This window comes from Ruegeria sp. AM7 (assembly GCF_056535965.1).
This window is the reverse complement of record NZ_JBQFJE010000003.1, coordinates 3,029,963-3,049,518: the sequence shown is the minus strand read 5'-3', so window position 1 is coordinate 3,049,518 and position 19,556 is coordinate 3,029,963. Positions and strand designations below refer to the sequence as shown.

17 protein-coding genes and 1 tRNA gene are annotated in these 19,556 nt (G+C 52.4%); 7 read left to right on the top strand and 11 right to left on the bottom strand.

What is annotated here, in order from left to right; translation table 11 throughout:
- Window positions 1-2: 2 nt before the first annotated feature.
- The 4 genes from arsB to ACR3EG_RS19205 are packed head-to-tail and all read right to left on the bottom strand — an operon-like array spanning window position 3 to window position 4,112.
- Window positions 3-1,025, bottom strand: a complete 1,023-nt coding sequence (arsB, locus tag ACR3EG_RS19220) for an ACR3 family arsenite efflux transporter (RefSeq protein WP_480496972.1) — start codon at window positions 1,023-1,025, stop codon at window positions 3-5.
- On the bottom strand, window positions 1,022-2,287 hold the full coding sequence (gene arsJ / locus ACR3EG_RS19215) for an organoarsenical effux MFS transporter ArsJ (RefSeq protein WP_480496973.1): 1,266 nt from the start codon (window positions 2,285-2,287) through the stop codon (window positions 1,022-1,024). The genes arsB and arsJ overlap by 4 nt, the downstream gene beginning before the upstream one ends.
- Window positions 2,284-3,282 (bottom strand): ArsJ-associated glyceraldehyde-3-phosphate dehydrogenase, encoded by a 999-nt coding sequence (locus ACR3EG_RS19210; protein WP_480496974.1) that lies wholly within the window; start codon window positions 3,280-3,282, stop codon window positions 2,284-2,286. The genes arsJ and ACR3EG_RS19210 overlap by 4 nt, the downstream gene beginning before the upstream one ends.
- Complete coding sequence (locus tag ACR3EG_RS19205) at window positions 3,279-4,112, bottom strand: arsenate reductase/protein-tyrosine-phosphatase family protein (RefSeq protein WP_480496975.1); 834 nt, start codon at window positions 4,110-4,112, stop codon at window positions 3,279-3,281. The genes ACR3EG_RS19210 and ACR3EG_RS19205 overlap by 4 nt, the downstream gene beginning before the upstream one ends.
- A gap of 300 nt (window positions 4,113-4,412) precedes the next feature.
- Between ACR3EG_RS19205 and ACR3EG_RS19200 the strand changes: the two genes are divergently transcribed.
- The 3 genes from ACR3EG_RS19200 (at window position 4,413) to ACR3EG_RS19190 (ending at window position 6,029) form a co-directional block, all read left to right on the top strand.
- A tRNA-Thr gene (locus ACR3EG_RS19200) sits at window positions 4,413-4,488 on the top strand.
- A gap of 330 nt (window positions 4,489-4,818) precedes the next feature.
- On the top strand, window positions 4,819-5,127 hold the full coding sequence (locus ACR3EG_RS19195; RefSeq protein ID WP_480496976.1) for a hypothetical protein: 309 nt from the start codon (window positions 4,819-4,821) through the stop codon (window positions 5,125-5,127).
- Window positions 5,128-5,156: 29 nt separating this feature from the next.
- Complete coding sequence (locus tag ACR3EG_RS19190; RefSeq protein WP_480496977.1) at window positions 5,157-6,029, top strand: hypothetical protein; 873 nt, start codon at window positions 5,157-5,159, stop codon at window positions 6,027-6,029.
- 303 nt (window positions 6,030-6,332) lie between these two features.
- On the opposite strand, the gene ACR3EG_RS19185 is transcribed toward ACR3EG_RS19190, so the two are convergent.
- The 4 genes from ACR3EG_RS19185 to ACR3EG_RS19170 all read right to left on the bottom strand — a co-directional run bounded on the left by ACR3EG_RS19185 (window position 6,333) and on the right by ACR3EG_RS19170 (window position 10,875).
- Window positions 6,333-8,624 (bottom strand): virulence-associated E family protein, encoded by a 2,292-nt coding sequence (locus ACR3EG_RS19185; RefSeq protein WP_480496978.1) that lies wholly within the window; start codon window positions 8,622-8,624, stop codon window positions 6,333-6,335.
- Entirely contained in the window at window positions 8,614-8,838 is a 225-nt protein-coding gene (locus ACR3EG_RS19180) for a helix-turn-helix transcriptional regulator (RefSeq protein ID WP_480496979.1), read from the bottom strand. The genes ACR3EG_RS19185 and ACR3EG_RS19180 overlap by 11 nt, the downstream gene beginning before the upstream one ends.
- A gap of 66 nt (window positions 8,839-8,904) precedes the next feature.
- Complete coding sequence (locus tag ACR3EG_RS19175) at window positions 8,905-9,519, bottom strand: hypothetical protein (RefSeq protein ID WP_480496980.1); 615 nt, start codon at window positions 9,517-9,519, stop codon at window positions 8,905-8,907.
- A gap of 189 nt (window positions 9,520-9,708) precedes the next feature.
- A complete protein-coding gene (locus tag ACR3EG_RS19170) occupies window positions 9,709-10,875 on the bottom strand; it encodes a tyrosine-type recombinase/integrase (RefSeq protein ID WP_480496981.1) in 1,167 nt (388 codons plus the stop codon).
- Window positions 10,876-11,208: 333 nt separating this feature from the next.
- Between ACR3EG_RS19170 and ACR3EG_RS19165 the strand changes: the two genes are divergently transcribed.
- A complete protein-coding gene (locus ACR3EG_RS19165; protein ID WP_480496982.1) occupies window positions 11,209-12,306 on the top strand; it encodes a hypothetical protein in 1,098 nt (365 codons plus the stop codon).
- 4 nt (window positions 12,307-12,310) lie between these two features.
- Here ACR3EG_RS19165 and ACR3EG_RS19160 read toward each other — a convergent pair whose 3' ends face one another.
- Window positions 12,311-12,556, bottom strand: coding sequence for a hypothetical protein (locus tag ACR3EG_RS19160; RefSeq protein ID WP_480496983.1), 246 nt, complete (start codon window positions 12,554-12,556; stop codon window positions 12,311-12,313).
- A gap of 397 nt (window positions 12,557-12,953) precedes the next feature.
- Here ACR3EG_RS19160 and ACR3EG_RS19155 point away from each other — a divergent pair, with 397 nt between their 5' ends.
- The 3 genes from ACR3EG_RS19155 (at window position 12,954) to ACR3EG_RS19145 (ending at window position 17,267) form a co-directional block, all read left to right on the top strand.
- On the top strand, window positions 12,954-13,325 hold the full coding sequence (locus ACR3EG_RS19155) for a sigma-70 RNA polymerase sigma factor region 4 domain-containing protein (protein WP_480496984.1): 372 nt from the start codon (window positions 12,954-12,956) through the stop codon (window positions 13,323-13,325).
- Window positions 13,326-13,401: 76 nt separating this feature from the next.
- On the top strand, window positions 13,402-15,189 hold the full coding sequence (locus tag ACR3EG_RS19150; protein WP_480496985.1) for an ATP-binding protein: 1,788 nt from the start codon (window positions 13,402-13,404) through the stop codon (window positions 15,187-15,189).
- Window positions 15,190-15,248: 59 nt separating this feature from the next.
- Window positions 15,249-17,267 carry a Druantia anti-phage system protein DruA gene (locus ACR3EG_RS19145; RefSeq protein WP_480496986.1) on the top strand — a complete coding sequence of 673 codons (2,019 nt, stop codon included), beginning with the start codon at window positions 15,249-15,251 and terminating at the stop codon, window positions 17,265-17,267.
- A 4-nt stretch (window positions 17,268-17,271) separates the two neighbouring features.
- Here ACR3EG_RS19145 and ACR3EG_RS19140 read toward each other — a convergent pair whose 3' ends face one another.
- Both ACR3EG_RS19140 and ACR3EG_RS19135 read right to left on the bottom strand, forming a co-directional pair.
- Entirely contained in the window at window positions 17,272-17,682 is a 411-nt protein-coding gene (locus ACR3EG_RS19140; protein WP_480552280.1) for a hypothetical protein, read from the bottom strand.
- Window positions 17,683-17,899: 217 nt separating this feature from the next.
- Window positions 17,900-18,928 (bottom strand): hypothetical protein, encoded by a 1,029-nt coding sequence (locus ACR3EG_RS19135; RefSeq protein ID WP_480552278.1) that lies wholly within the window; start codon window positions 18,926-18,928, stop codon window positions 17,900-17,902.
- Window positions 18,929-19,556 lie beyond the last annotated feature (628 nt).

The following is a 19,556-nucleotide window of genomic DNA, read 5'->3' as shown; positions in this document are numbered from 1 at the left end:
GTTCAGGACGGTGTAGGTTCGGGGAACCGGGAGCGGGTTCTGTTCGCGAAGGCCACAAGCGACAGCATCACCGGAACCTCGACCAAAACGCCAACAACGGTCGCAAGCGCCGCCCCTGAGTTCAGGCCAAACAGGCTGATGGCGACTGCGACAGCCAGTTCGAAGAAATTGGATGTGCCGATCATGGCGCACGGGGCGGCGATACGATGCGGAACCTTCAGCGCGTAAGCTGCGCCATAGGCCAGGGCGAATATGCCATAGCTCTGGATCAGGATCGGTACTGCAATCAGGACAATCACAAGCGGCTTGGCCAGGATTGTCTGTCCTTGCAGGCCGAACAGGATGACGACCGTGGCAATCAACCCCAGGACGGACCACGGCTTTACGCGGGCCGAGAACGCCTCAATCGCTTGTTTAGAGCCTAGTCCACGTCGTGTGATCAACCCTGCGATCAAGGGCAAAACAACATAGAGCACCGTCGCCAGAACCAGTGTTTGCCAAGGAACCGCGATATCAGTGACCCCCAACAGAAACGCCACAATAGGGGCAAACGCCACCACCATGATCAGGTCGTTGACCGAGACCTGCACCAGTGTATAGGTCGCGTCCCCCTTGGTCAGTTGCGACCAGACGAACACCATCGCCGTACAGGGCGCTGCACCCAGCAGGATCAGACCGGCGGTATATTGCGCGGCGTCCTCGGGGCGTATCCACGGGGCGAAAACGTAGTTAAAAAACAATACAGCCAAGAGGGCCATGGTGAAGGGTTTGATCAACCAGTTCACCACGAGCGTCACGATCAGTCCCTTGGGTTGGCGGGCAACGCCGGCTACGGCTCCGAAATCGACTCCGACCATCATTGGGTAGACCATGGCCCAGATCAGCACCGCGACAACCAGATTGACGCTTGCCACCTCGGCCGAGGCGACCAGGCCCACCAGCCCGGGCGCGGCGAGTCCGATCAAGACGCCGCCGATCATCGCCAGCGCAACCCAGATGGTCAGGTATCTTTCAAAGACGCTCATGCATGTGCCTCGTGGGTTTGGTCGGTCAGCTTGCCGGATGTCAACGCTGCAAGCGCGACCATTGCGGCGGCTGTGCCCAGGACTAAAGGTAAGCCTCCGACTTGGTAGGTAAGGCCGGATAGGACGGTGCCCACAAGGCGTCCTGTGGCATTGGCCATATAGTAAAAGCCGACGTCCATGGTGACCCGCTCGGATTTGGTGAAGGCCAGAATCAAGTAGGAATGCAGGGACGAGTTCACTGCAAAGATCGCTCCGAAAACCAAAAGACCCAAAACCAGCGTCACGGTTAGCCATGTTTGCGGTCCGTCCGAGATCAGTACCGCGACCGTCAGCGTCGCAGGAATGCAGAACAGGACAGCAGCCCAGGTGCGGGCGGCTTTTATCAAGTCGCCCTCGGTACGGTCCGCGGCCCGCAGGATTTTCGGCGCGCTGGCTTGGACCGCGCCGTACAGTATGACCCAGACGGCCATGAACGTACCGATCATGAAAAAGGCCGCGCGGTTGCCTTCTTCCGTGCCATCCGACAGGACGGCGTAAAAGTATATCGGTATGCCGACCACAAACCACACATCGCGTGCGCCAAACAGAAAGACCCGCGCCGCCGATAGCCAGTTGACGTTGGGCGATTTCGAGAAGACCTCGGAGAACTTGGCTCCTTTGCGCCCTTTGGGTAGGCCGGGCGGCATAAAACGAATGACGGCGAACAGGATCACGGCCAGAACAGCGGCCATGGCAAAGATCGCTGTCATAAAGCCCAGTGTGACCAGCATGATCGCGCCAAGCAAAAAGCCCACCCCTTTGACCGCGTTTTTGGATCCGGTGAGGATGGCAACCCAGCGAAACAACCCTCCGCCCGACGTGGGAGCGAGCAATTTGACGGCGGATTTCGACGACATTTTGGCCAGATCCTTGGCCACGCCGCTGGCACCTTGCACGGCCATCACGAAGGCGACTGAGGTGACAACGCTCCAGTGCGGGTCCAAAAACGTCATCGTCAGCAGTGCTGCGATCTGAATCCCCAAACCCGCATAGAGCGTTGAGGTCAGGCCGAAGCGCGCCGCAATCCAACCCGCTGACAGATTGGTCACCATTCCGGCGACTTCGTACAGAACAAATAGATAAGCCAACTGAACCGGCGAGAACCCTATGGTATGAAAGTGCAACAGCACCAACATCCGCAGGGCTCCGTCGGTCAGCATAAAGGCCCAATAGGCCGCCGTGACCGCGATATAGGCCGACAGTCCCTCGGGCCGGTTGCTCACAGCGCGTTCCCCACCATCAGCGCCACATCCACCAGACGGTGCGCATAGCCCACTTCGTTGTCATACCACGCATAGATCTTTATCTGCGTCCCGTTCACCACCATGGTCGAGGGCGCATCGACAATCGAAGATCGTTCGTCATTGGTGTAGTCCGTCGACACCAATGGTCGGGTCTCATAACCCAGAATGCCTTTAAGCTCACCCTCGGCGGCGGCTTTGAAGAGGGCGTTGACCTCTTCGACGGTGGTTTCACGTTCCACCTCGAACACGCAATCGGTCAGCGAGGCGTTCAGCAGGGGCACCCGCACCGCATGTCCGTTCAAACGGCCTTTGAGTTCAGGGTAGATCAGCGTGATCGCCGTGGCCGAGCCAGTCGTGGTCGGGATCAGCGAGTTCAATGCCGACCGCGCACGCCGCAGGTCTTTGGCGGGGCGGTCCACGATGGTTTGCGTGTTGGTCACATCGTGGATCGTGGTCATCGAGCCATGTCGGATACCCAGATTGTCATGGATAACTTTGACAACCGGGGCCAGACAGTTGGTGGTGCAGGAGGCTGCGGTCACAATGTGATGGGTGGCGGGGTCATAAGTGCTTTCATTCACGCCCATCACGATATTGGCCGTGGGGCCGTCCTTGACCGGGGCCGAGACGACAACCTTCTTCACCCCTGCGTCAAAATAGGGGGCCAGCTTGGCTTCGGTCTTGAACACGCCGGTGCAGTCGATCACTACATCCACACCGTCCAGAGGCAGGTCGGACAGGTCTTTGGTGCCAACGAACGGCAGGCGCGTTCCATTGATCGTCACGCTGTCGGCATTATGGGTAAACTCCGCATCCCAGCGGCCATGGACCGTGTCGAATTCCAGCAGGTGCGCGTGCATCTCGGGGTCGCCGACGCCATCATTGATCCAAGCGATCTTGGCGCCCTTCTCGATCAGAGGTTTCAGGGCCAGTTTGCCCATCCGGCCAAGGCCGTTTACCGCGTAAGTGGTCATTTTATATCCTCAACGGGGGTTCTGCCGATATCATCGACGGCGGTCTGCAAAGCGATCCGGTCCAGGCTTTCGACCGGCAATGACGTAAACGCCTCGATCCGTCGTTTCAGCGCGCCATAGGCGTTCTGGAAGGCCAGGCTTTTTTCCGCGTCCGTGCCTGTGGCTTTGACCGGGTCGACCATGCCCCAATGACCGCTGATTGGCTGGCCTTCCCAGGCGGGGCACTCCTCATTGGCGGCCTGATTGCAGACGGTGAAGACAAAATCCATCTCGGGCGCGCCATCGGCTGCAAATTCAGACATATGCTTAGACCGCAGAACTGAGGTGTCGTGCCCTTTGTCGCTCAGTACCTGAACGGCAAATGGGTTGAGCTGCGATGTGGGCTGCGTTCCGGCCGAGTAGACGTTGAAGCGATCCCCTCCCAACGTGCGCAGAATGGATTCGGCAAAGATCGAGCGGGCGGAATTGCCCACGCATAAAAACAAAACGTTATATTTGCGATCCGGCATAGTCTCGGGTCCTTGTGAAAACGGCATACAGATATCGGGCCGGCCCCTGCAGCAATCGTTCAGCAAGAAGTCCAGCATGTGCTGCACATTCGTCATCTCGATCGAATAGAGCAGCGACGTCCCTGACCGTTCCTGCCGCACCAGCCCCGCGCGTTGCAGCGCGTTCAGGTAATTCGACAGGGTGCTGGGTTTGATATCCAGCTCGGATGCGAGCTCACCCGCTGGAACAGTGTCAGGATATCGTCGCATGAGCATGCGAAACACCATCAAGCGTTGCGGGTGACCCAGGGTGGCCAGTTTGTCAGTCGTCTCATTTATCATATTTCATGAAATATCGAAATAATAGAAAAACAGCAACCAGCGATCAGCAGTGTCGTAAAAATTTCACAAAACAGGCCGGGGTTTTGGGCGCTGTAAGCACGGCTAAAGGCCCTGCCGAACAAGTCTTGCACGTCAGGACGAGACGGTTTAAACGGTCCCCCGCTGCCTCAATAGCTCAGCTGGTAGAGCAGGTCCTTCGTAAGTAGCGGGTCCATCCGCAATTGACGTTCGAGGCCAGTAGGTTAGAGAAGGCGCGCAGTAACTAGTAGGGCCATAGTAGGGCCGCGGAAAAAGAAGGATGCCGCTGTAGCTCAGCTGGTAGAGCACGTCATTCGTAATGATGGGGTCGTAGGTTCGAGTCCTATCAGCGGCACCACTCTTCTCCGACAGCACTCCGATTTTTGCACTGGAATCAACGCATTCGGCAAGTCTGAAGGGTGACGTTTGCGCTTTCGATTTTCAGACATACGGGCTAGGCTGCGTTCAGGATTGGCAGATAGAGCCAGTCTCGGGGCGTAGTAACCCCGCCGACAGCGGTCGGTATCGACCGCAACGATACCTCCTCGAACCACTATGGTCGGGGAGGCGCTGGCGTATGTCCAGGGCTTCGGCCTAAAGGCCAACGCGGTCGTCTGTCGGCGGCTTACTAACTCCCCGGCTGCCAGAGGAAACTCTGGTGGCCGATTTCGTTAGTAGAGGAACCGCTATGAGCAGAAAAATTGCACTTTCATATTTGTTTGCGGGCGTGATGTGTGCGGGTTCCGCGCATGCATTTGATGCCGAATCTTGGATCGCCAAGTCGGATGATTTGGAGCGGCATCACGAAGCATTCCTGATCGCTGCCACCGAGTTGGTAAAGAACGGCACATGCACGCCGAATGAGTTTGTGGGACATGGAGGATGGGTGAGGACGGGTTCATTTGAGCCGAGGCCCGTGTACTTCATGTATTGCGGGGGACCTACTGTCGCCAATCGTTTGTATCTCGACGCCTCTACTGGCGAAGTGTTTCGTTAATTTTCAATTCGTTAAAGAGACTGAACCACATGAAGAATTCAACACGACTCTGTCCGTTCTGTGCGGAAGAAATCAAAGCCGCCGCCATTATATGCAAACACTGTGGTAGCAACCTTGACGATCTTTCGGCACCTAACACGAGCAACCAAAACACTGAAACGGTTATCACCAAGCCAGCAGATCATCATGGAGCCGTAAAACTTGGCAAGTCTGCGGTGGGCGGGTTCATCCGATTCCAGATACTGATCTTGGAACTTGTTGCATTCGGATATGCTCTCCATCTACTGCAAAAACAGGACGCTGATATCCAAACCGGTGTCGCGATGCTGCTTTTCGTACTGTTTCTATTTACCTTGATAACAGGCATTGGTATCCCTCACTTCCGGCATCGCGGAAAAGCACTGTTGTTTCTGGCGGTCGCGACATTCTTTTCGCTCCAAGGTGCGGTAATAGTAAGTGAGCAGCGAGAGGTCCGTCTCGCCGAACTCCGTGAAACCGACCCCACTGCATATCTCGCCGAGCTTCGCAGCATTGACGAAAATCGCTGGTTTACGGAACTCCGAACCTTGGATCCTGATGCCCATGCAGCGGAAGCCGAGCGTCGCGCAAGAAAGGCCAAAGCAGAACGCCTTTCCAAATGTACAGACAAGAATAAAAGCCATGCATATGTGATGATCCAAACCGACGTGCGAAACTCTCTGCGCTCACCGTCTACGGCAGAATTTCCCGGCCGATACGGTTCGGGGACTGGTCACATTGGCGATTGCGTTTATCAGGTTGTCGGAAACTTCGATGCACAGAACGGATTTGGCGCGATGATCCGAGGCAGTTTTACTGGAACAATTCAGTATTATCCCGAGAGTGGTAGTTGGCGAACACTGACACTGGACGTGCAGGGCTAGTTGCCCAACTGACAATGAACCTAATTGGCAGGCAACCACTGCGCAGAACTGCCCAGCGCGTCCTCTGGCGTCCGCTGAGTCGGTTGGCAGCCCAATGGCAGGGGTTGCCCCCAGCAACCGTTTAAAGCACCCAGAGCGGCGCTGATGTGCTGCTGATAATTAGCTAAAGATGTTACCTGTAACTGTAACTTTAGGTTGAACAGCAGCAAACAAAAAAGGGGGGGCTGCACCCCCCTATTTGGAACAGCTAACAGTACGTGGTCAAGTTACGGGTAACCGGTAACGCTACCCGCAACACTAACCTCAAAACGGCGTATCCGGCGGTGTCACTTGACCTTCAACTACGACCACTACACCATGCTTTTGGGTTGCGAATAGCTCGGTGGCACGTTCGTTAATACTACCCCGAGCGAACCCCTTTTTGGGGCGTCTATCCCCACCAGACAGATCGTGCAGGCGATGAGTACCATATTCCCAGCCTAGACGATCCATAGCCGCCTTGATGCGGTGGGCATTATCTTTAGTCATCCGGGATGTGTCGAGGTTCAACAAAAGCTTAATGCTGTCCATCGAAACTCTGCCGGTACGGTTAGCAAAATTGTCAGTAAGAACCTCGGCAAATTCGTCCTCTACCATCCGCAAATCTTGAACACGGCTAGCTTCGCCCCAGAGATGTTTGGACAGGACGATAGATCCGCCTTCTCTTTCCCGCACCACAGCTTCGGCCCAGAGTTGGTTCACGGTGGCACTGAGTCCCTCCAAATCAATCTCGCCAACCCTGACAGGCCAGATCCGGCGGTTGCCAGTACGATCACGCAGATATGTGTCTTCGTTGGTGGTGCCTATGATGACGCAGTGACGCTTGAAGGATAGCACCGTTCTTCCATACGCAGGGCGAAACAGATCAACACTCGTGCTGAGGAATTTCTTCAGGCCTTGGCTGGTGGTCTTATTCATCCCATCCAATTCCTGGCATTCGACGATCCATGCACGGGAAAGAAGTTCAGCTTTGGTTTTGTCATCACTACGAAGGTCAAGGCTGCCACAATACCATTCGCTGCGAACCGCCAACATAGCCGCCAGTTGGGATTTCCCCGCACCTTGAGAACCCTCCAACACCAGCATGGTATCAAACTTGACGCCCGGTTGTTTGATTCTGCGCACTGCTGCGACAAGGAACTTACTGCCGAATTCACGATTCAGTTCTGTGTCTTCTGCCCCGCAATAAGTCTCCAACCAAGTATCAATGCGAGGAACGCCATCCCATTTCAAACCGTCGAGATAGTCGTTGACGGGGTGGTAGGTATTCTCGTGAGCGACGGCCACGATTTCTCGCCGGATAACTTCCGGGCTAGCGCTAAAGTGAAACTCGCGACTAAACACGCTCCAAAGGATGTCGCCGACCTCATTCAAGTCGCGATTTTCAAGTTTGTATCCTGTTACTTCATTTGTTTCGGTGAATTCATTGCGCTGAACATCAATCCCCAACAGGGTAAGTGCATAGCGGATGTTCTCAGGCACCCGGGGGACCGGCTTTCCGTCATCATCAACCACGGGCCAGCCACTTTGTTTCGTTTCCAGCAGCTCATATGCCCGCTTGATCTGACGGCGGCCATACTTCTGCGGGTTCGGGTTGTCGAGCACATGAGCGCTGATGCCGAAATCAGAGTCAGTGATGATTGACAGCACGTGGCCGGGTTCCATACCTTTCCCAAGCATCCAAAGTGTGGCCGCAAAGACCAACTCAGACCGGGAACTGTATGCTTTGTCAGGTGGACTCTGACCGGTCATAAGCACTTCTAGCCATTTCTGATCCATTGGGATGATAGAATTCAGGTCGTCCGGCAACGGCAGAGCCTCGAAGTCCAGCGGCACATTGGCTGTGCTACCAGCCGCTTGCGGAAGCTTCGGTTCAGGGTCTGCGCGGCGCATCTGGAAGTCGTCCACGGCGAATGACACCGGAGGAGACTTGAAGTTAATTGGATGCATGGGGTGCGCCAGCTTCGGCACCCGACCGCTATCGCGCTTCTTGTCGTTCAACCAATTCGTAGTCCAAGGCAGACGCAACAGGCGGTTGGCGTCATGCGTTCCTGGACCACCTTGCAGCGCGACCAGCAAAGATTTGTTCAACGCTTCTGCATCATCTACGCTGATTGGTTCTTTGAGTGTCCAAACCGCCTGAAAACCGCCACCTGTAAACCAGATAGCGGACGGGTGCGGTATTCCTTTGGGCCGAATACCTTCTTCCATCAGCAAATTGATAATGCGTTCTTCTTGTTGGTTTTCGTCACCGGGATAATCCTTGTTGTCCAGATCGACGTGCAGGTAGCCAACCGCCTTGAGGTTGGCTTTGCTGCGTTTACCCTCAAGATATTCAGCATTCGGCAGGAAATAGAGGTTGCGCCGGTAGGTGTCGTTGTTGTTGCCGGAAACAAAGCTAACGGCCGATGCGGTTTCACCAGCGCCGTAAGACTTATGTTTGGGGTTGGCTTTTCCCCGGCTGCTCATCTGTTCCAGATAGAGTGGTGCGTTTTGTGTGAGCCAGTTGACAAACTGGACAGCTTTGTTGGGATCAGAATCAAGATTAGAGGACATTTGCGCCACCTTGCGGTTCGCAGGTCATTGCGGACATCCAGTTTTCTACATCGGCCCGGCGATAGAGAATCTTGCCAGTCCGACCACCGGATTTGGAGCGAATGAAGCGCGGGCCATATCCCTGAATGCGGCCCTTTTCGAAGTAGCTGGTGCTGAAACCGGTGATTTCCGGCAGCTGTTTGGTTGTGAGAAGTTGGGTTGTTTTATGTGTCATCCTGACCACCTATTGGTTTTGAGATGGTCATTTATTTGCAGATGTTTACGGGATTAATCCAAGGATCTAAACTAGCCCCTTCAAATCCCTAATGAAATCAGACGTTAGGCTCATCGGTACAGATGTCGGTCCTAGCAATATTTGGAGTTGACGCGTCTTGTCGGCGATGAGCTTAACTCCACTGTCATCCTCGGCGAATCGAATGAGTTCGTCGAATTCGCTTACGAATTTTCTAGATAGTCGTTTTACAGAGCTTTCGCGGGTCCCAATTTCCTTTCGCCCCGCATTTGCGAGGCCTTTCTCCAGCGCACCCAAAGCAAGTTCTTTAAGCGTGCGGCAGTCAGTCCTTTCTGGCTCGCAAACGTACGTTCCTTGGTCATCTGTTGGGATTTCTCCACTTCGGTCGGCAACATAGTTTTGAGCCATATCGCTGAGCGCGGCGTAGTCGGCGTAGTACTTGTTGCGAGTTCCCGCCGGAATGCCGAATAATGCAAGGCGAGCATCACGAAGGCGGTCTGCTTCGCTAACGCTTTCTCCTTTTTCCATTGAAGGATGTGCGCGGATAAATGCTAGCAGCATTGCGTCAACAAACGCGTTGCTAAGAACGCTCCCTCGCCAGTCGTACTCATTGACGTGGTTGCTCAGAACCCACCAGTCGTCGTCTTTTGGAGAATCTGTCATGATGTGACCTGCATTTCGTTCTAGCTTAGATGCGCGCGTGCGCGCGAATGGGCAACCAGATGATCACCCGTTAAATAGATGAATTTCGTCATTTGTATGATCAAGGGCGCTCTCGGATTCCGTCGAAGCGGGATCGGCCAGCGCACCCATTGCCCTGAGAGCCGTCGATGGGGTGGGGTCACCGCACGATCAGTCGTGCGGCACTTTCAGTTCCAGGATGCGCTGTGCCACCAGTTCGACCGGTTCCCGCAGACGCTCAGCATTCACCACAATATAACCGCCGGTCACATCGCCATTGGTCCGGTGATTAAGCAGGCGCTTGAGCGCATAGTAGGGCACGTCGAGGCTCTCAGCGATGGTGATGAAGGTGCGTCGCAGGTCGTGCAGAGTGAAACTGACGCCAGACCCTGCGGTGACACGCTGGAGGAACTTCTTGGTTTCGACAAGATGTCCGGTCTTACCCGGTCCGGGGAACACCCACGGGGAGCCTTTGTTCGATTCACGCCGTTGGGCCAACAGGTCCACCAGAAACTCCGACAAAGGCAGGGTCAACGGATCGCCGTTCTTGGTCGTTGGCAGGTGAAGCGTCTTGGCTGAAAGGTCAACGTTCTCCCAGCGCAGTTTCAACACTTCGCTACGGCGCATTCCTGTGAACAGGGTCGTCAGCAGGAAGTCCCGCGAGTAGTCCGGTTCCGCCATCACCGCTTTCCACCATGCGGGTAGATCAGGCGAATTTACAACAGTCTGACGGCGATGATCCTTAAACCATGCCCGCGCTTGGGTCAGGATTTGCACCGGATTAGGTGGATATTCGTCCTGCGTTGCAGACGTGAAATTGTAGAGCGAGCGAAAGTGCCGCATCACGTTGTTGGCGGTGGTTTTCCCATGTTTCTTGCCGATATCCTGATGCTTCTTAAGCACCATCTGACGGGTGATTTCCTTCATCTCCAGTTTGCGCCACGTTTTAAGATACAGTTGAACTGTCCGCCGGTAGTGTTCGACTGTGCTGGGTGACAAGGTGTTGCGCGTCTCGAAGAACCGCTCCATTGCCAATTCCAAGGTGACCCGCTCCTGTTTTTCCTTACGTTTCTCGGCATTAGGATCACGCCCTTCGGCCATTTCACCGAGAATGACCAACGCCTTCTTGCGGGCGATCTCGGGTGCGAACACATCCGCGCGGCCTATCGTGACGCGGCGTGTGCGTCGGTTCACCTGACCTTCGGCAAAGAATACCTTGGAGTTGGCACCGACCCGCAGGCCGAAACCTGAGAGCAGTGTGTCCCGGTAGAAAACCTGACCGCTTTGCGGAAATGGGATGTCGTCAACGGCACGACGTGTAAGACGTAGATTTGGCATTGTGACCCTCCTTATGGCCACAAGTCATTATAAGCACATCCAGAGAAAAAGCTCGACTTTTCATCGTATTATGATGGCGAATGGGATGTAATCTAATCCAATGAAATGCTGTCCAGCATTGAAGTTAGTAAAGCTGCACAGCTTACCCAATGTGATTAGGTTCGCCGAGTTTGCAGGAAATAAGCCTCCCGCTGAATTCCGCTGGAAAGACACACGTTATCATCGTAAACGCTAGACGAGTGCTTATCCCTAGTTGTCGTATCGCTTTGTGGAAACCGCAAAGCAGATGTTCGTGGATGGGCTGCAGCAAATGTATCTCCAGGGGGTTCCTTTATGGGATTGGATGTTTTCTTGTCGTCGAGCAGCCGTGACGGATATTCTCACGACATTGTGGATCTCTTTGCGAAGCCGGTCGGTGCGAAACAGCAATTTCGATATGCATCAAAATGGATTTCGTCCGTTGTTGATGACAGAAAATCGAAGGAGGTATACGGAAAATCCAAGCCCGCTATATTGTGCTACATTGATCAAGAAAAAGAGAACGTTACACCGCAGATTCTACCTATTCGCTTTGCCGATATAGTCGAAGTGCGTAGACATGGATCAACGGTCAGTATTGTTTTTGAGCTAGGTGCGTTTTGTAAGTTTGATGATCTATGCTCCCTTAACGCCAAGTTGCGAGCGTCCCAGCTGGAACTTCCTGATTTCGAGGATGGAAAACTCTCCGGCAAATACTGGGTGTTCGATGATCAAAGTTGTTTTGGTGGTGTAGTAGGTTCAAATGATCTCGCGGATTGGGAGAACCTTGTTGAACAGTATTTTCAAACACCCAGTCATATTGAAGATACCCCATTTTACCGCCTCCAGAGTGTTATGGACTTGCAAGCGAACAAAACGGTTGAGCCATTCGAAGACGAGGGTTCACTAACCTTTGAATTGGAAGGTGGTAAAAATTACGAGGTCCAAGTTTACCACTATCACCCCAAACGGCACTTCAGCGAGTATACGCTTGAAGTAAGCTCCGGGGATGATGTGATAAAGTCTCTAAATGGTGAGACACGCGCAATGAACACACGATACGATCGCAAAGATTTTCGCTTCAAAACGAGAATGAGTCCTTTGGGTGAAGACACGCGATTGGCATTTAGGCGTAAAGAAAGCACCACCGAAAAGCTAATTTGGGAAGACTTTCAGATCAGAATAATAACCAAACCCTCACTTGGATTGGCAGCCCTTAGTGTGATTGTCACCGCCATAGGTTTCGCGCTTCCGTTTGTCGTTCGAACACTGACTGACCCTTCTAAGGATTGGCCGGTGATTATTGGCGCTGTTGTTGGCGGTGTTATCGTTGGAACGACTGCAATTGCGAAAGACGATTACTCAAAAGCAGTACAAATTTTGGGGCGTTGGAAGCGAAAGCTATTTGGGTAAGCCCCTAAAGAACGAACTGCGGCTCCCCATCCTTCACTTGCCATTTGAGATGTATCCAATTCAAGGGTACGTAGTGCGAAACCCCAGCGGCATCTAGGAGTCGGTGACCATTGTCACTTACATAGAGCTTTAGGGGTTTTTCAATACGAACGGTTTGCCCGTCCGCAAAAATGTACTCGCGCCAATGTTCAGAGGAAATATCCTTGAACTCCAAACCTGATTCATTTCGGAAGTCTACGATCTGAGACATGTGCTCGCCTCCATTACTTGTTCTCGTTTGGTTCTTATATCGGGCTTTTTTAGCCTCAAGTCAATGTTTCGTGCATGGACTCTCCAGCACAACCACAGAGTCTAAGATAACCGTATTCAGTGCAGCAGCCCAGAGACCTTCATTTTCGCTGTAAAAACAATGCTCTGGCTGCTTAATGCGGTTGTCTCGAGCTTAGTGAGACCAAATCATCTGAGTGCAATTCAAGAAAAGTTCTCCTAGCCACCTCGAATCCTGCGATTCTGGTGATATATTGAGAATACGTCGGAGGTTCTTCGGATCGACGCGGTCGAAAATGGCTGCATGTATGAAAAAGAACTGAGTACACTGATTTTGTGAACCTCCAAAATGCTGTCTATTAAGCAAGGAGGTTCCCGTTATGGATCCCCATTTCTACCCTATGTGTAACGCAGGCCTTGATAGCCTGTACGGCCTCACGCACGTTGGCTCGACCAATGAGACCGTCCAATTCGAAGACGGTTCTCTGGTCGAGGTAGGCGATACTATCGCCGACCCTAAGCCCACGGTCGAAGAGCAAATGATCCTCGAAGACATGCGCGGAGAGGTTCGCACGTTCGTCGAGAGTCTGACCCCGTATCTGCAATGTATTGTCATCCGCCGTTTTTGGATGAATCATTCCCCCCAGCAAATCGCTAATGATCTCGGTCGTCGCCGCCCTGCGGTCTACGACGCGCTGGCTCGTGTGGTGCGTTTGGGAAAGCGTGACTTGGCGCCTGTGCTCGCCCAGTAAAGCAACGTGGTGGCCCACTAGGGCCACCCCCTCAGTCTACGCGGTCGAAAATGGCTGCATTAAGAAGGAAAATATCATGGCTACTCAACTTGAACTCCAAATCGAATATGCGAACGCCCTCGACGATAACAACGTCGACTACACGTTTGCAATTGGCGAAGCATTTGTCGAAAGCATGCGGTCCACGCACTACAAGCACACTGGCACCGCCATTGATGAGTTGATCGACAACTCCATTGAGGCCGGAGCCAATACGGTGAGTGTTGCGTTCGGCTTCAAGAAGAAAGGCGACAAAAAACCCAGCGCGATTGCGATCATCGACAATGGGCATGGCATGCCACCCAACATGGTGCGTCGGGCCGCTTCTTGGGGCGGCACACACCGACACCAAAATGAAACTCGCGACGGTATGGGGCGTTTTGGTTTCGGGCTTCCCAGTGCGTCTGTAAATCAGGGCAAGTGCTTTACGATCTACTCCAAGCTTAGCGACAAAGACTGGTACTCGGTGACTGTCGATTTGCAAGATTTGGCGGACATGAAATACTCGGAGGTTCCTGGAAAGGTGGAAGTTCCCGGCTTCAAAAAGGTAGCTCCGCCCGAGTGGGTGTTGAACAATATAAGAGACAACTTCCCGGAAGATGAACTGAACCACGGAACGGTGGTTGTATGGGAAAAACTAGATCGACTGACCTGGTCTACGGTCAATGGGCTGCGAAACAATTTGCTTTCCCACTTCGGTACCATCTACCGAAACTACTTGTCGCAGACTCAGATTGTCTTCGACAACACGATCGTTGGAGCCGTTGATCCGCTATTCATCACCCCCGGCGCCCGCTTCTTCGATGAAGATTCCCAAAGGGCAACCGCGTTGGAACCGGGCGAAATCACCGTCCGTTCGGAGCGCACGGGGAAGCCTTGTAAAATCAAGGTTCGCTACGCTTCGATGCCGGTTGGTTTTTTCTCAATCGACAAGTCGAAGTCCGCTGGTGGCAGAAATGGCAATGCACGTTTCCGAGTGAAGAACGAAAACCTCGGCATTGTGGTCTGTCGTATGGGGCGACAAATTCACGTCGTAGACAAGATTACTGCACACGACGGTCCTAACGGTTGGGCTGGTGAAGGCAGGTTGTCGAATAACGATGACCGTTATTGGGGGCTAGAAATCGACTTCCCAGCTGACTTGGATGAGGAGTTCACAATCTCCAATTCCAAACAGGATGTCGTGATGTCTGACCGTATCTGGCAGCTTCTCAAGGAAGGCGGTGTGCTCACGGGCTTAAAATCGCTTAAGAAAATGTATAAAGACGCAAAAGCGGCCAAAGCTTCTGAACCTACGGAAGACGGGGATAAGCCCCGTCCCTCCGAGATCGCTGCAAAAGAGGGATCAGAACAAGCCCGCCCGGGGCGGGTCCACCCAATGTCCGAGGAACGGCAAGAGCAAGCCAAGAAGAACTTCGAGGAATTTTTCAAACAAGACGCCAAGAACCGGAAAATTCCCGAAGATACGGCAAAGGAGCAACTTGAGAAAGAGACAGAGGAGCGTCCCTATAAGGTTGAGTTCGAAACCTTACCTGACGCTCCGTTCTACAGGATGGAGCAACGGGGCTCTATGAAGGTCCTGAAGATCAATATGGCGCATAGGTTCTACAAGGACATTTACGCCAGCAGCTCTGCCGGTGCGTTCGTCCGCCACGCCTTGGAGGTTCTCTTGATATCTATCGGCGAAGGCGAGCTGGACGCGATCGGAAACGTTAGCAAGGAAAGTTTCTACCATGTCGAAAAGCTCGAATGGTCCAAGAAGCTGAACGTCATGCTTGGTGTGTTGAGCGAATTCGAAGAAGTCGTAGACGACGAAGCAGCCTAAGACGACAAGGGAATGGCAAAGGAGCCCACTGCGGTGGGCTCTTTCTGCTATTATGAACTATGAAAAACAACAATCATAAGAAAGCGTTTGCCCCCAATAGGCTGCCTACAAGGCTACTCGTTACGCTCACCACAACGATTAAATCTCAAGCCCTGGAAGACACGTACGATGCAGCGGTCTGTTACCGGAAGCAAGCACGCAAACACGCCCTTAGCGGGACTGATGGAAATGCCGACTCTGATCAGATTCGCCTTGCCGTTTGCTATTCGATGCTGGCCGACTTCACCGAACAAGGGTGGGGAATCGCAGTTCAGGACGATGAAATCTTCGTCGAGCAACCTTCCATTGATTGGACGGAAGACGAAACGGAAGCACAAGTAAAAAAACGAATTCGTAAGGGATTTGAAGCCGTCAGCAACCGCCAACTGGCCGACCCTACCAACCGCGAGTTTATTCGCCGGATGGAAGCTCCAAGAGAATTTGAAGGCAAGATGGTATCGGTGCTCGATGTTGTCGATGACGGAGCGGAACTTGCCAATGAACTAAGGCAGTTCGCTACCGACCCTTCGGAAAAGGGATTGGAAAAAGTCTCAGCAGTAGTATGTCCAGAGTTGGTTGAGTGTCGTGGGGATGAGAAATGCCCATACACCGGTTACCGACTACAGGACATTTGGAGGTACTTCCGACATACATGGTCCCTCGAATACAAGCTGTTGCCGGGCAGAACGATGCGGCTGCTGGTTCGAAATGCTGCTCGCCCAAATAAGCCGGTCATCGGTATTGTGTTGCTAGCCAGCCCTACGGCGAACCTCCTAAGCCGAGACAAATGGATTGGGTGGACATTTGAGGAAATCGTCTCCGGGCTTCTGGCACAGAGGTGGAGCGCCGACAACGTCGGGCGCAAGCTTTTTGATGCGATTAAAACAGCGATCAAACAGATACGAACAGACGATTTGGTTCCTCGAAGCGTCCTAAACCATCCAAAACCAGAGCATTTCTTTGCGCTTGACCAGACAGTTCACAAGGCGCTGCAAGACCGAGCCAGAGACTTGGAGGCGGAGTCCACCGACTACCTCGTTGACATCCGTGGGCTCGACAAATCGAAAATCACAAACAAGCAGTGGAAGGAGCTTTCCGAGACTGCATTGTTCAAAAAGAAGCGAGCTGAACAACTTATTCCGCTCTTGAGGGCGCTCGGGACCATGAAAGGGTATGGGTTCGATAAGCATCCCGGCGCCGCCCTCTACGAAGCCCTTGTTGAAAAGGATGGGAAACAAGCGGTTCAAACGGCGCTTGGTGAAATAAAGAAAGTGCATTTGGCCTCGGAAGTCGCCGATCTTTCCGTTTGCGGGGCCGTCGCGCCTTACAACAATATTATCGGTGGGAAGCTGGTTACTGCCTTGATGGCATCAGAAGAAATACGTGAAATCTACAAGCAAAGGTATGGAAAGCAGGTTAGTGAAATCTCTTCCCAGATCAAAGGCCAAAGGGTACAGCGGTCTTCCGATTTGAAGCTGCTGACAACAACTGCCCTGTATGGAGTTGGCAGTAACCAATACAGTAGCCTTACATTGCGGGCATCTAAGCACTCTGAGTTAGCAAGCGATGTCGTTTGGAAAAAAATTGACAGCAGCACCGGCTTTACTGTCACCCACATTAGTGACGAAACGGTTCAACTTATGCGCTCATTGGGAATCAGCGAATACGGTCGCCGAAGGATCAATAGCGTTTTCGGAGAAGGAAGTAGCCCCAGAACTCGCCAAATCCGAGAAGGTCTAAATCTGTTGGGCATCAACAACAGCGAACTCCTAGAGCAGCCCAACAAAAAGAAAGTCTATGGTTGCGAGTTGTTTCCGGGTGCGAAAGACCAACTACTCGGATTTAAGGGAGACGAACTCGACGCCAATGAAAAATCGAACTCTGTCTCAGCGATTTCGAAAAGCTGGGCGAGGCGTTGGTTATTGCCCCGGTTGAAAAGTGAGAGGGTGCTCAATGAGCTAGCAGACTTCAAACCTTCCCACGTTTCCGATGAGTTAAAATACCGGTCAGACAAATATGGCGAGATACGGCCAGAGTGAATAATTACCCTTCCTCGTAAGGTTGCCCAATTTCGTCCAGTATTGCACTCGCGATTTGAGCAAGCCTCTGAATACGATCAGGGCAGATACTATTGGAGCGTCCTTCATCTACTAACGATTGGAGGATGCTTTTCATTTCTGGGCTTCTGCGGATAAGAGACACTTCGGCTTCAAATCTTTCGAGGTATTTTCTACTACCAGAGATGATCGTGCCAACGTGGTGTTGGTTACCTTCCGCAAAGCAAAAAATGTCTTTTCGGTCAGTTCTTACGGTGTCTGCGACAAGCCAAGCGCGTCTTCTCATAGGTGTCCTCGTGTAACTTTTACCCCATGAAATAGCATAACCATCTGAAATGTATCTGAAAATCGTCAGGCATTCGGCAGCTAAGGTTTTTAGCGAGGCCAGGATGCCCATGTCCCCGCGTGCCTTTTGCTTAGTAACCAGCAGCAGAGGTAGAACATTCACATGAGGAGTTCGATAGCCCCTCTTAACTGAAAACTGAAAAGGAACGTAAAATGGCAAAAGGTCAAGGTAACGCTGGTGGCTGGCCGTCAACAACTGGGAAACCTTCTGGTGGCGGTCGCTCAGACAACGGTTCTGGCGGCAGCAAAGGCAAGTGAGCCAACTGTGACTAAGGCGTAACGATTTGTTGGTTTTCCTGAGGGGTGGAACAAGTTGGTATCACCCCTCTTTCAAAGTCGCGGAAGTCATTGACTAAGTCTTCATACTTGAAATCAGCCTGATCTGCGACGTTCTCCCAATATTTCCAATCCTTCCTCATCCTGATCGATAAGCAGCAAAAAACTGCAATCAAAAACAGACTGGATCGAATATACCTGTTTGCAACAGTCATGTGATCCTCATTGAGTGATGCAAACCTTGGGTTTTCGCTGTGATCAACCAAGCTAATGTACTGGGTAAAGGTATCTATAAAGGGTGTTGTGTCTCGCTCGGTGAACGTCTTAATGCGATCTATAGGCGTTGCCGCCCACATCGCTGATTTATCGGGCCACTGACTATTGGGTAGAAGATAGTATTCGACAAAGACGGTTTTGACCTGTGACGGTTTCTCCTGAATAGCCACATTGCTGCACATTCTATTGTTCTGGGTTACCCGTTGCAGGATGTACCCAAGCGTTAGGAACTCTAGGGGATGAAGTGTCGGAAATGGGTTGAGTTTCCATGTTTCAAAAGCCGCAGGAGAACTAAAAGCCTGGAATGTTCGAGAGTTCAATATACTAAGAGGCCCCCCAATACTAAGATCCCAATTCGTTTCTTGGTCATAGTAGAGTTTTTTTCGCAGAACCCATGAGTTGTATTCCAGTTTCCTGAATTCTGTCAGCGTCTTGAGATTTCGCCTGGTCTTTGGGAGTCCTCCCGCAATTTCTCCGGCGCTTAGCTGTTTTGAAATGATCGCGAAATCCCGCCAATCGAATGATGATTTGATGCGCTCCTGAAACTCCACCAATGGCGCTGATCGATCTCCAAATCGCTTTATAAATTTCCCTATCTGCTTCTCTGAATCGGTGGCTGTAAGTTGGCCTTCCTGAAACTTCCTCCGAAGATTTTTTTGGGATCGGACAATGAAGCGTTTGTCGGCCTCATTGCCGCCCTCTCCTTCGATACGCTTAAGAGGCGAGAACCACTTCGTGGTGTCCATTTTCAGTATTTCTGCAAAGGCGTCTAGAGTGGGGACGAACATTTAGGTGCACTGTGTTTCCTGAAATCGGTGAAGAACAGCATTGTCAGAGGCAGCTTACGATGTCACCCCATCTAAGTTCCAAAAGTATGAAACGGATAGCTATTGCTAGTGTCCAATCAGGGTAGGGCCAAACGCGAGCCTCTGCCCCTGTTCAAATACGTCCATTTGTCGATAGTTTTGGGAATCATGAACGATTTTGCGCTGAACCTTATAGCCAACCGCCCCCCCGATAACGGGCTTTCATTTACGCCGCAGCAAATTGCAGCTTTGTCCCGCTGAATAGACCTTCGGACTACCCCTCAAGAACGGCTGTTCAATTCAATTGTTTGAACCTGTAGGGATCCCGATTGATGGTCGAACTACTGTTGTATTTCTCCAACTCTGGCGGAACGGGGTTGCCTGAGAGCAAGCTTTTCCGGAAGCCGTCGATGGGGTGGGGTCAATTAGTAGGGTCCTACTAATAGAGTTAGTAGGGCATTAGTAGGGCGTGTTCGTCAAAAGTTCTGAAACGATGTGCGATCACATCCAAAAGCGAAGCCGGAATTAATCAAGCAGTTGTATGGTCTTATGAGGTTGCCTACGGCGC

Coding starts and splice junctions, on each gene's coding strand:
- arsB (WP_480496972.1), bottom strand. CDS start 1,025: ATGAGCGTCTTTGAAAGATACCTGACCATCTGGGTTGCGCTGGCGATG.
- ACR3EG_RS19210 (WP_480496974.1), bottom strand. CDS start 3,282: ATGACCACTTACGCGGTAAACGGCCTTGGCCGGATGGGCAAACTGGCC.
- ACR3EG_RS19205 (WP_480496975.1), bottom strand. CDS start 4,112: ATGATAAATGAGACGACTGACAAACTGGCCACCCTGGGTCACCCGCAA.
- ACR3EG_RS19195 (WP_480496976.1), top strand. CDS start 4,819: ATGAGCAGAAAAATTGCACTTTCATATTTGTTTGCGGGCGTGATGTGT.
- ACR3EG_RS19190 (WP_480496977.1), top strand. CDS start 5,157: ATGAAGAATTCAACACGACTCTGTCCGTTCTGTGCGGAAGAAATCAAA.
- ACR3EG_RS19185 (WP_480496978.1), bottom strand. CDS start 8,624: ATGTCCTCTAATCTTGATTCTGATCCCAACAAAGCTGTCCAGTTTGTC.
- ACR3EG_RS19180 (WP_480496979.1), bottom strand. CDS start 8,838: ATGACACATAAAACAACCCAACTTCTCACAACCAAACAGCTGCCGGAA.
- ACR3EG_RS19175 (WP_480496980.1), bottom strand. CDS start 9,519: ATGACAGATTCTCCAAAAGACGACGACTGGTGGGTTCTGAGCAACCAC.
- ACR3EG_RS19170 (WP_480496981.1), bottom strand. CDS start 10,875: ATGCCAAATCTACGTCTTACACGTCGTGCCGTTGACGACATCCCATTT.
- ACR3EG_RS19165 (WP_480496982.1), top strand. CDS start 11,209: ATGGGATTGGATGTTTTCTTGTCGTCGAGCAGCCGTGACGGATATTCT.
- ACR3EG_RS19160 (WP_480496983.1), bottom strand. CDS start 12,556: ATGTCTCAGATCGTAGACTTCCGAAATGAATCAGGTTTGGAGTTCAAG.
- ACR3EG_RS19155 (WP_480496984.1), top strand. CDS start 12,954: ATGGATCCCCATTTCTACCCTATGTGTAACGCAGGCCTTGATAGCCTG.
- ACR3EG_RS19150 (WP_480496985.1), top strand. CDS start 13,402: ATGGCTACTCAACTTGAACTCCAAATCGAATATGCGAACGCCCTCGAC.
- ACR3EG_RS19145 (WP_480496986.1), top strand. CDS start 15,249: ATGAAAAACAACAATCATAAGAAAGCGTTTGCCCCCAATAGGCTGCCT.
- ACR3EG_RS19140 (WP_480552280.1), bottom strand. CDS start 17,682: ATGGGCATCCTGGCCTCGCTAAAAACCTTAGCTGCCGAATGCCTGACG.
- ACR3EG_RS19135 (WP_480552278.1), bottom strand. CDS start 18,928: ATGGACACCACGAAGTGGTTCTCGCCTCTTAAGCGTATCGAAGGAGAG.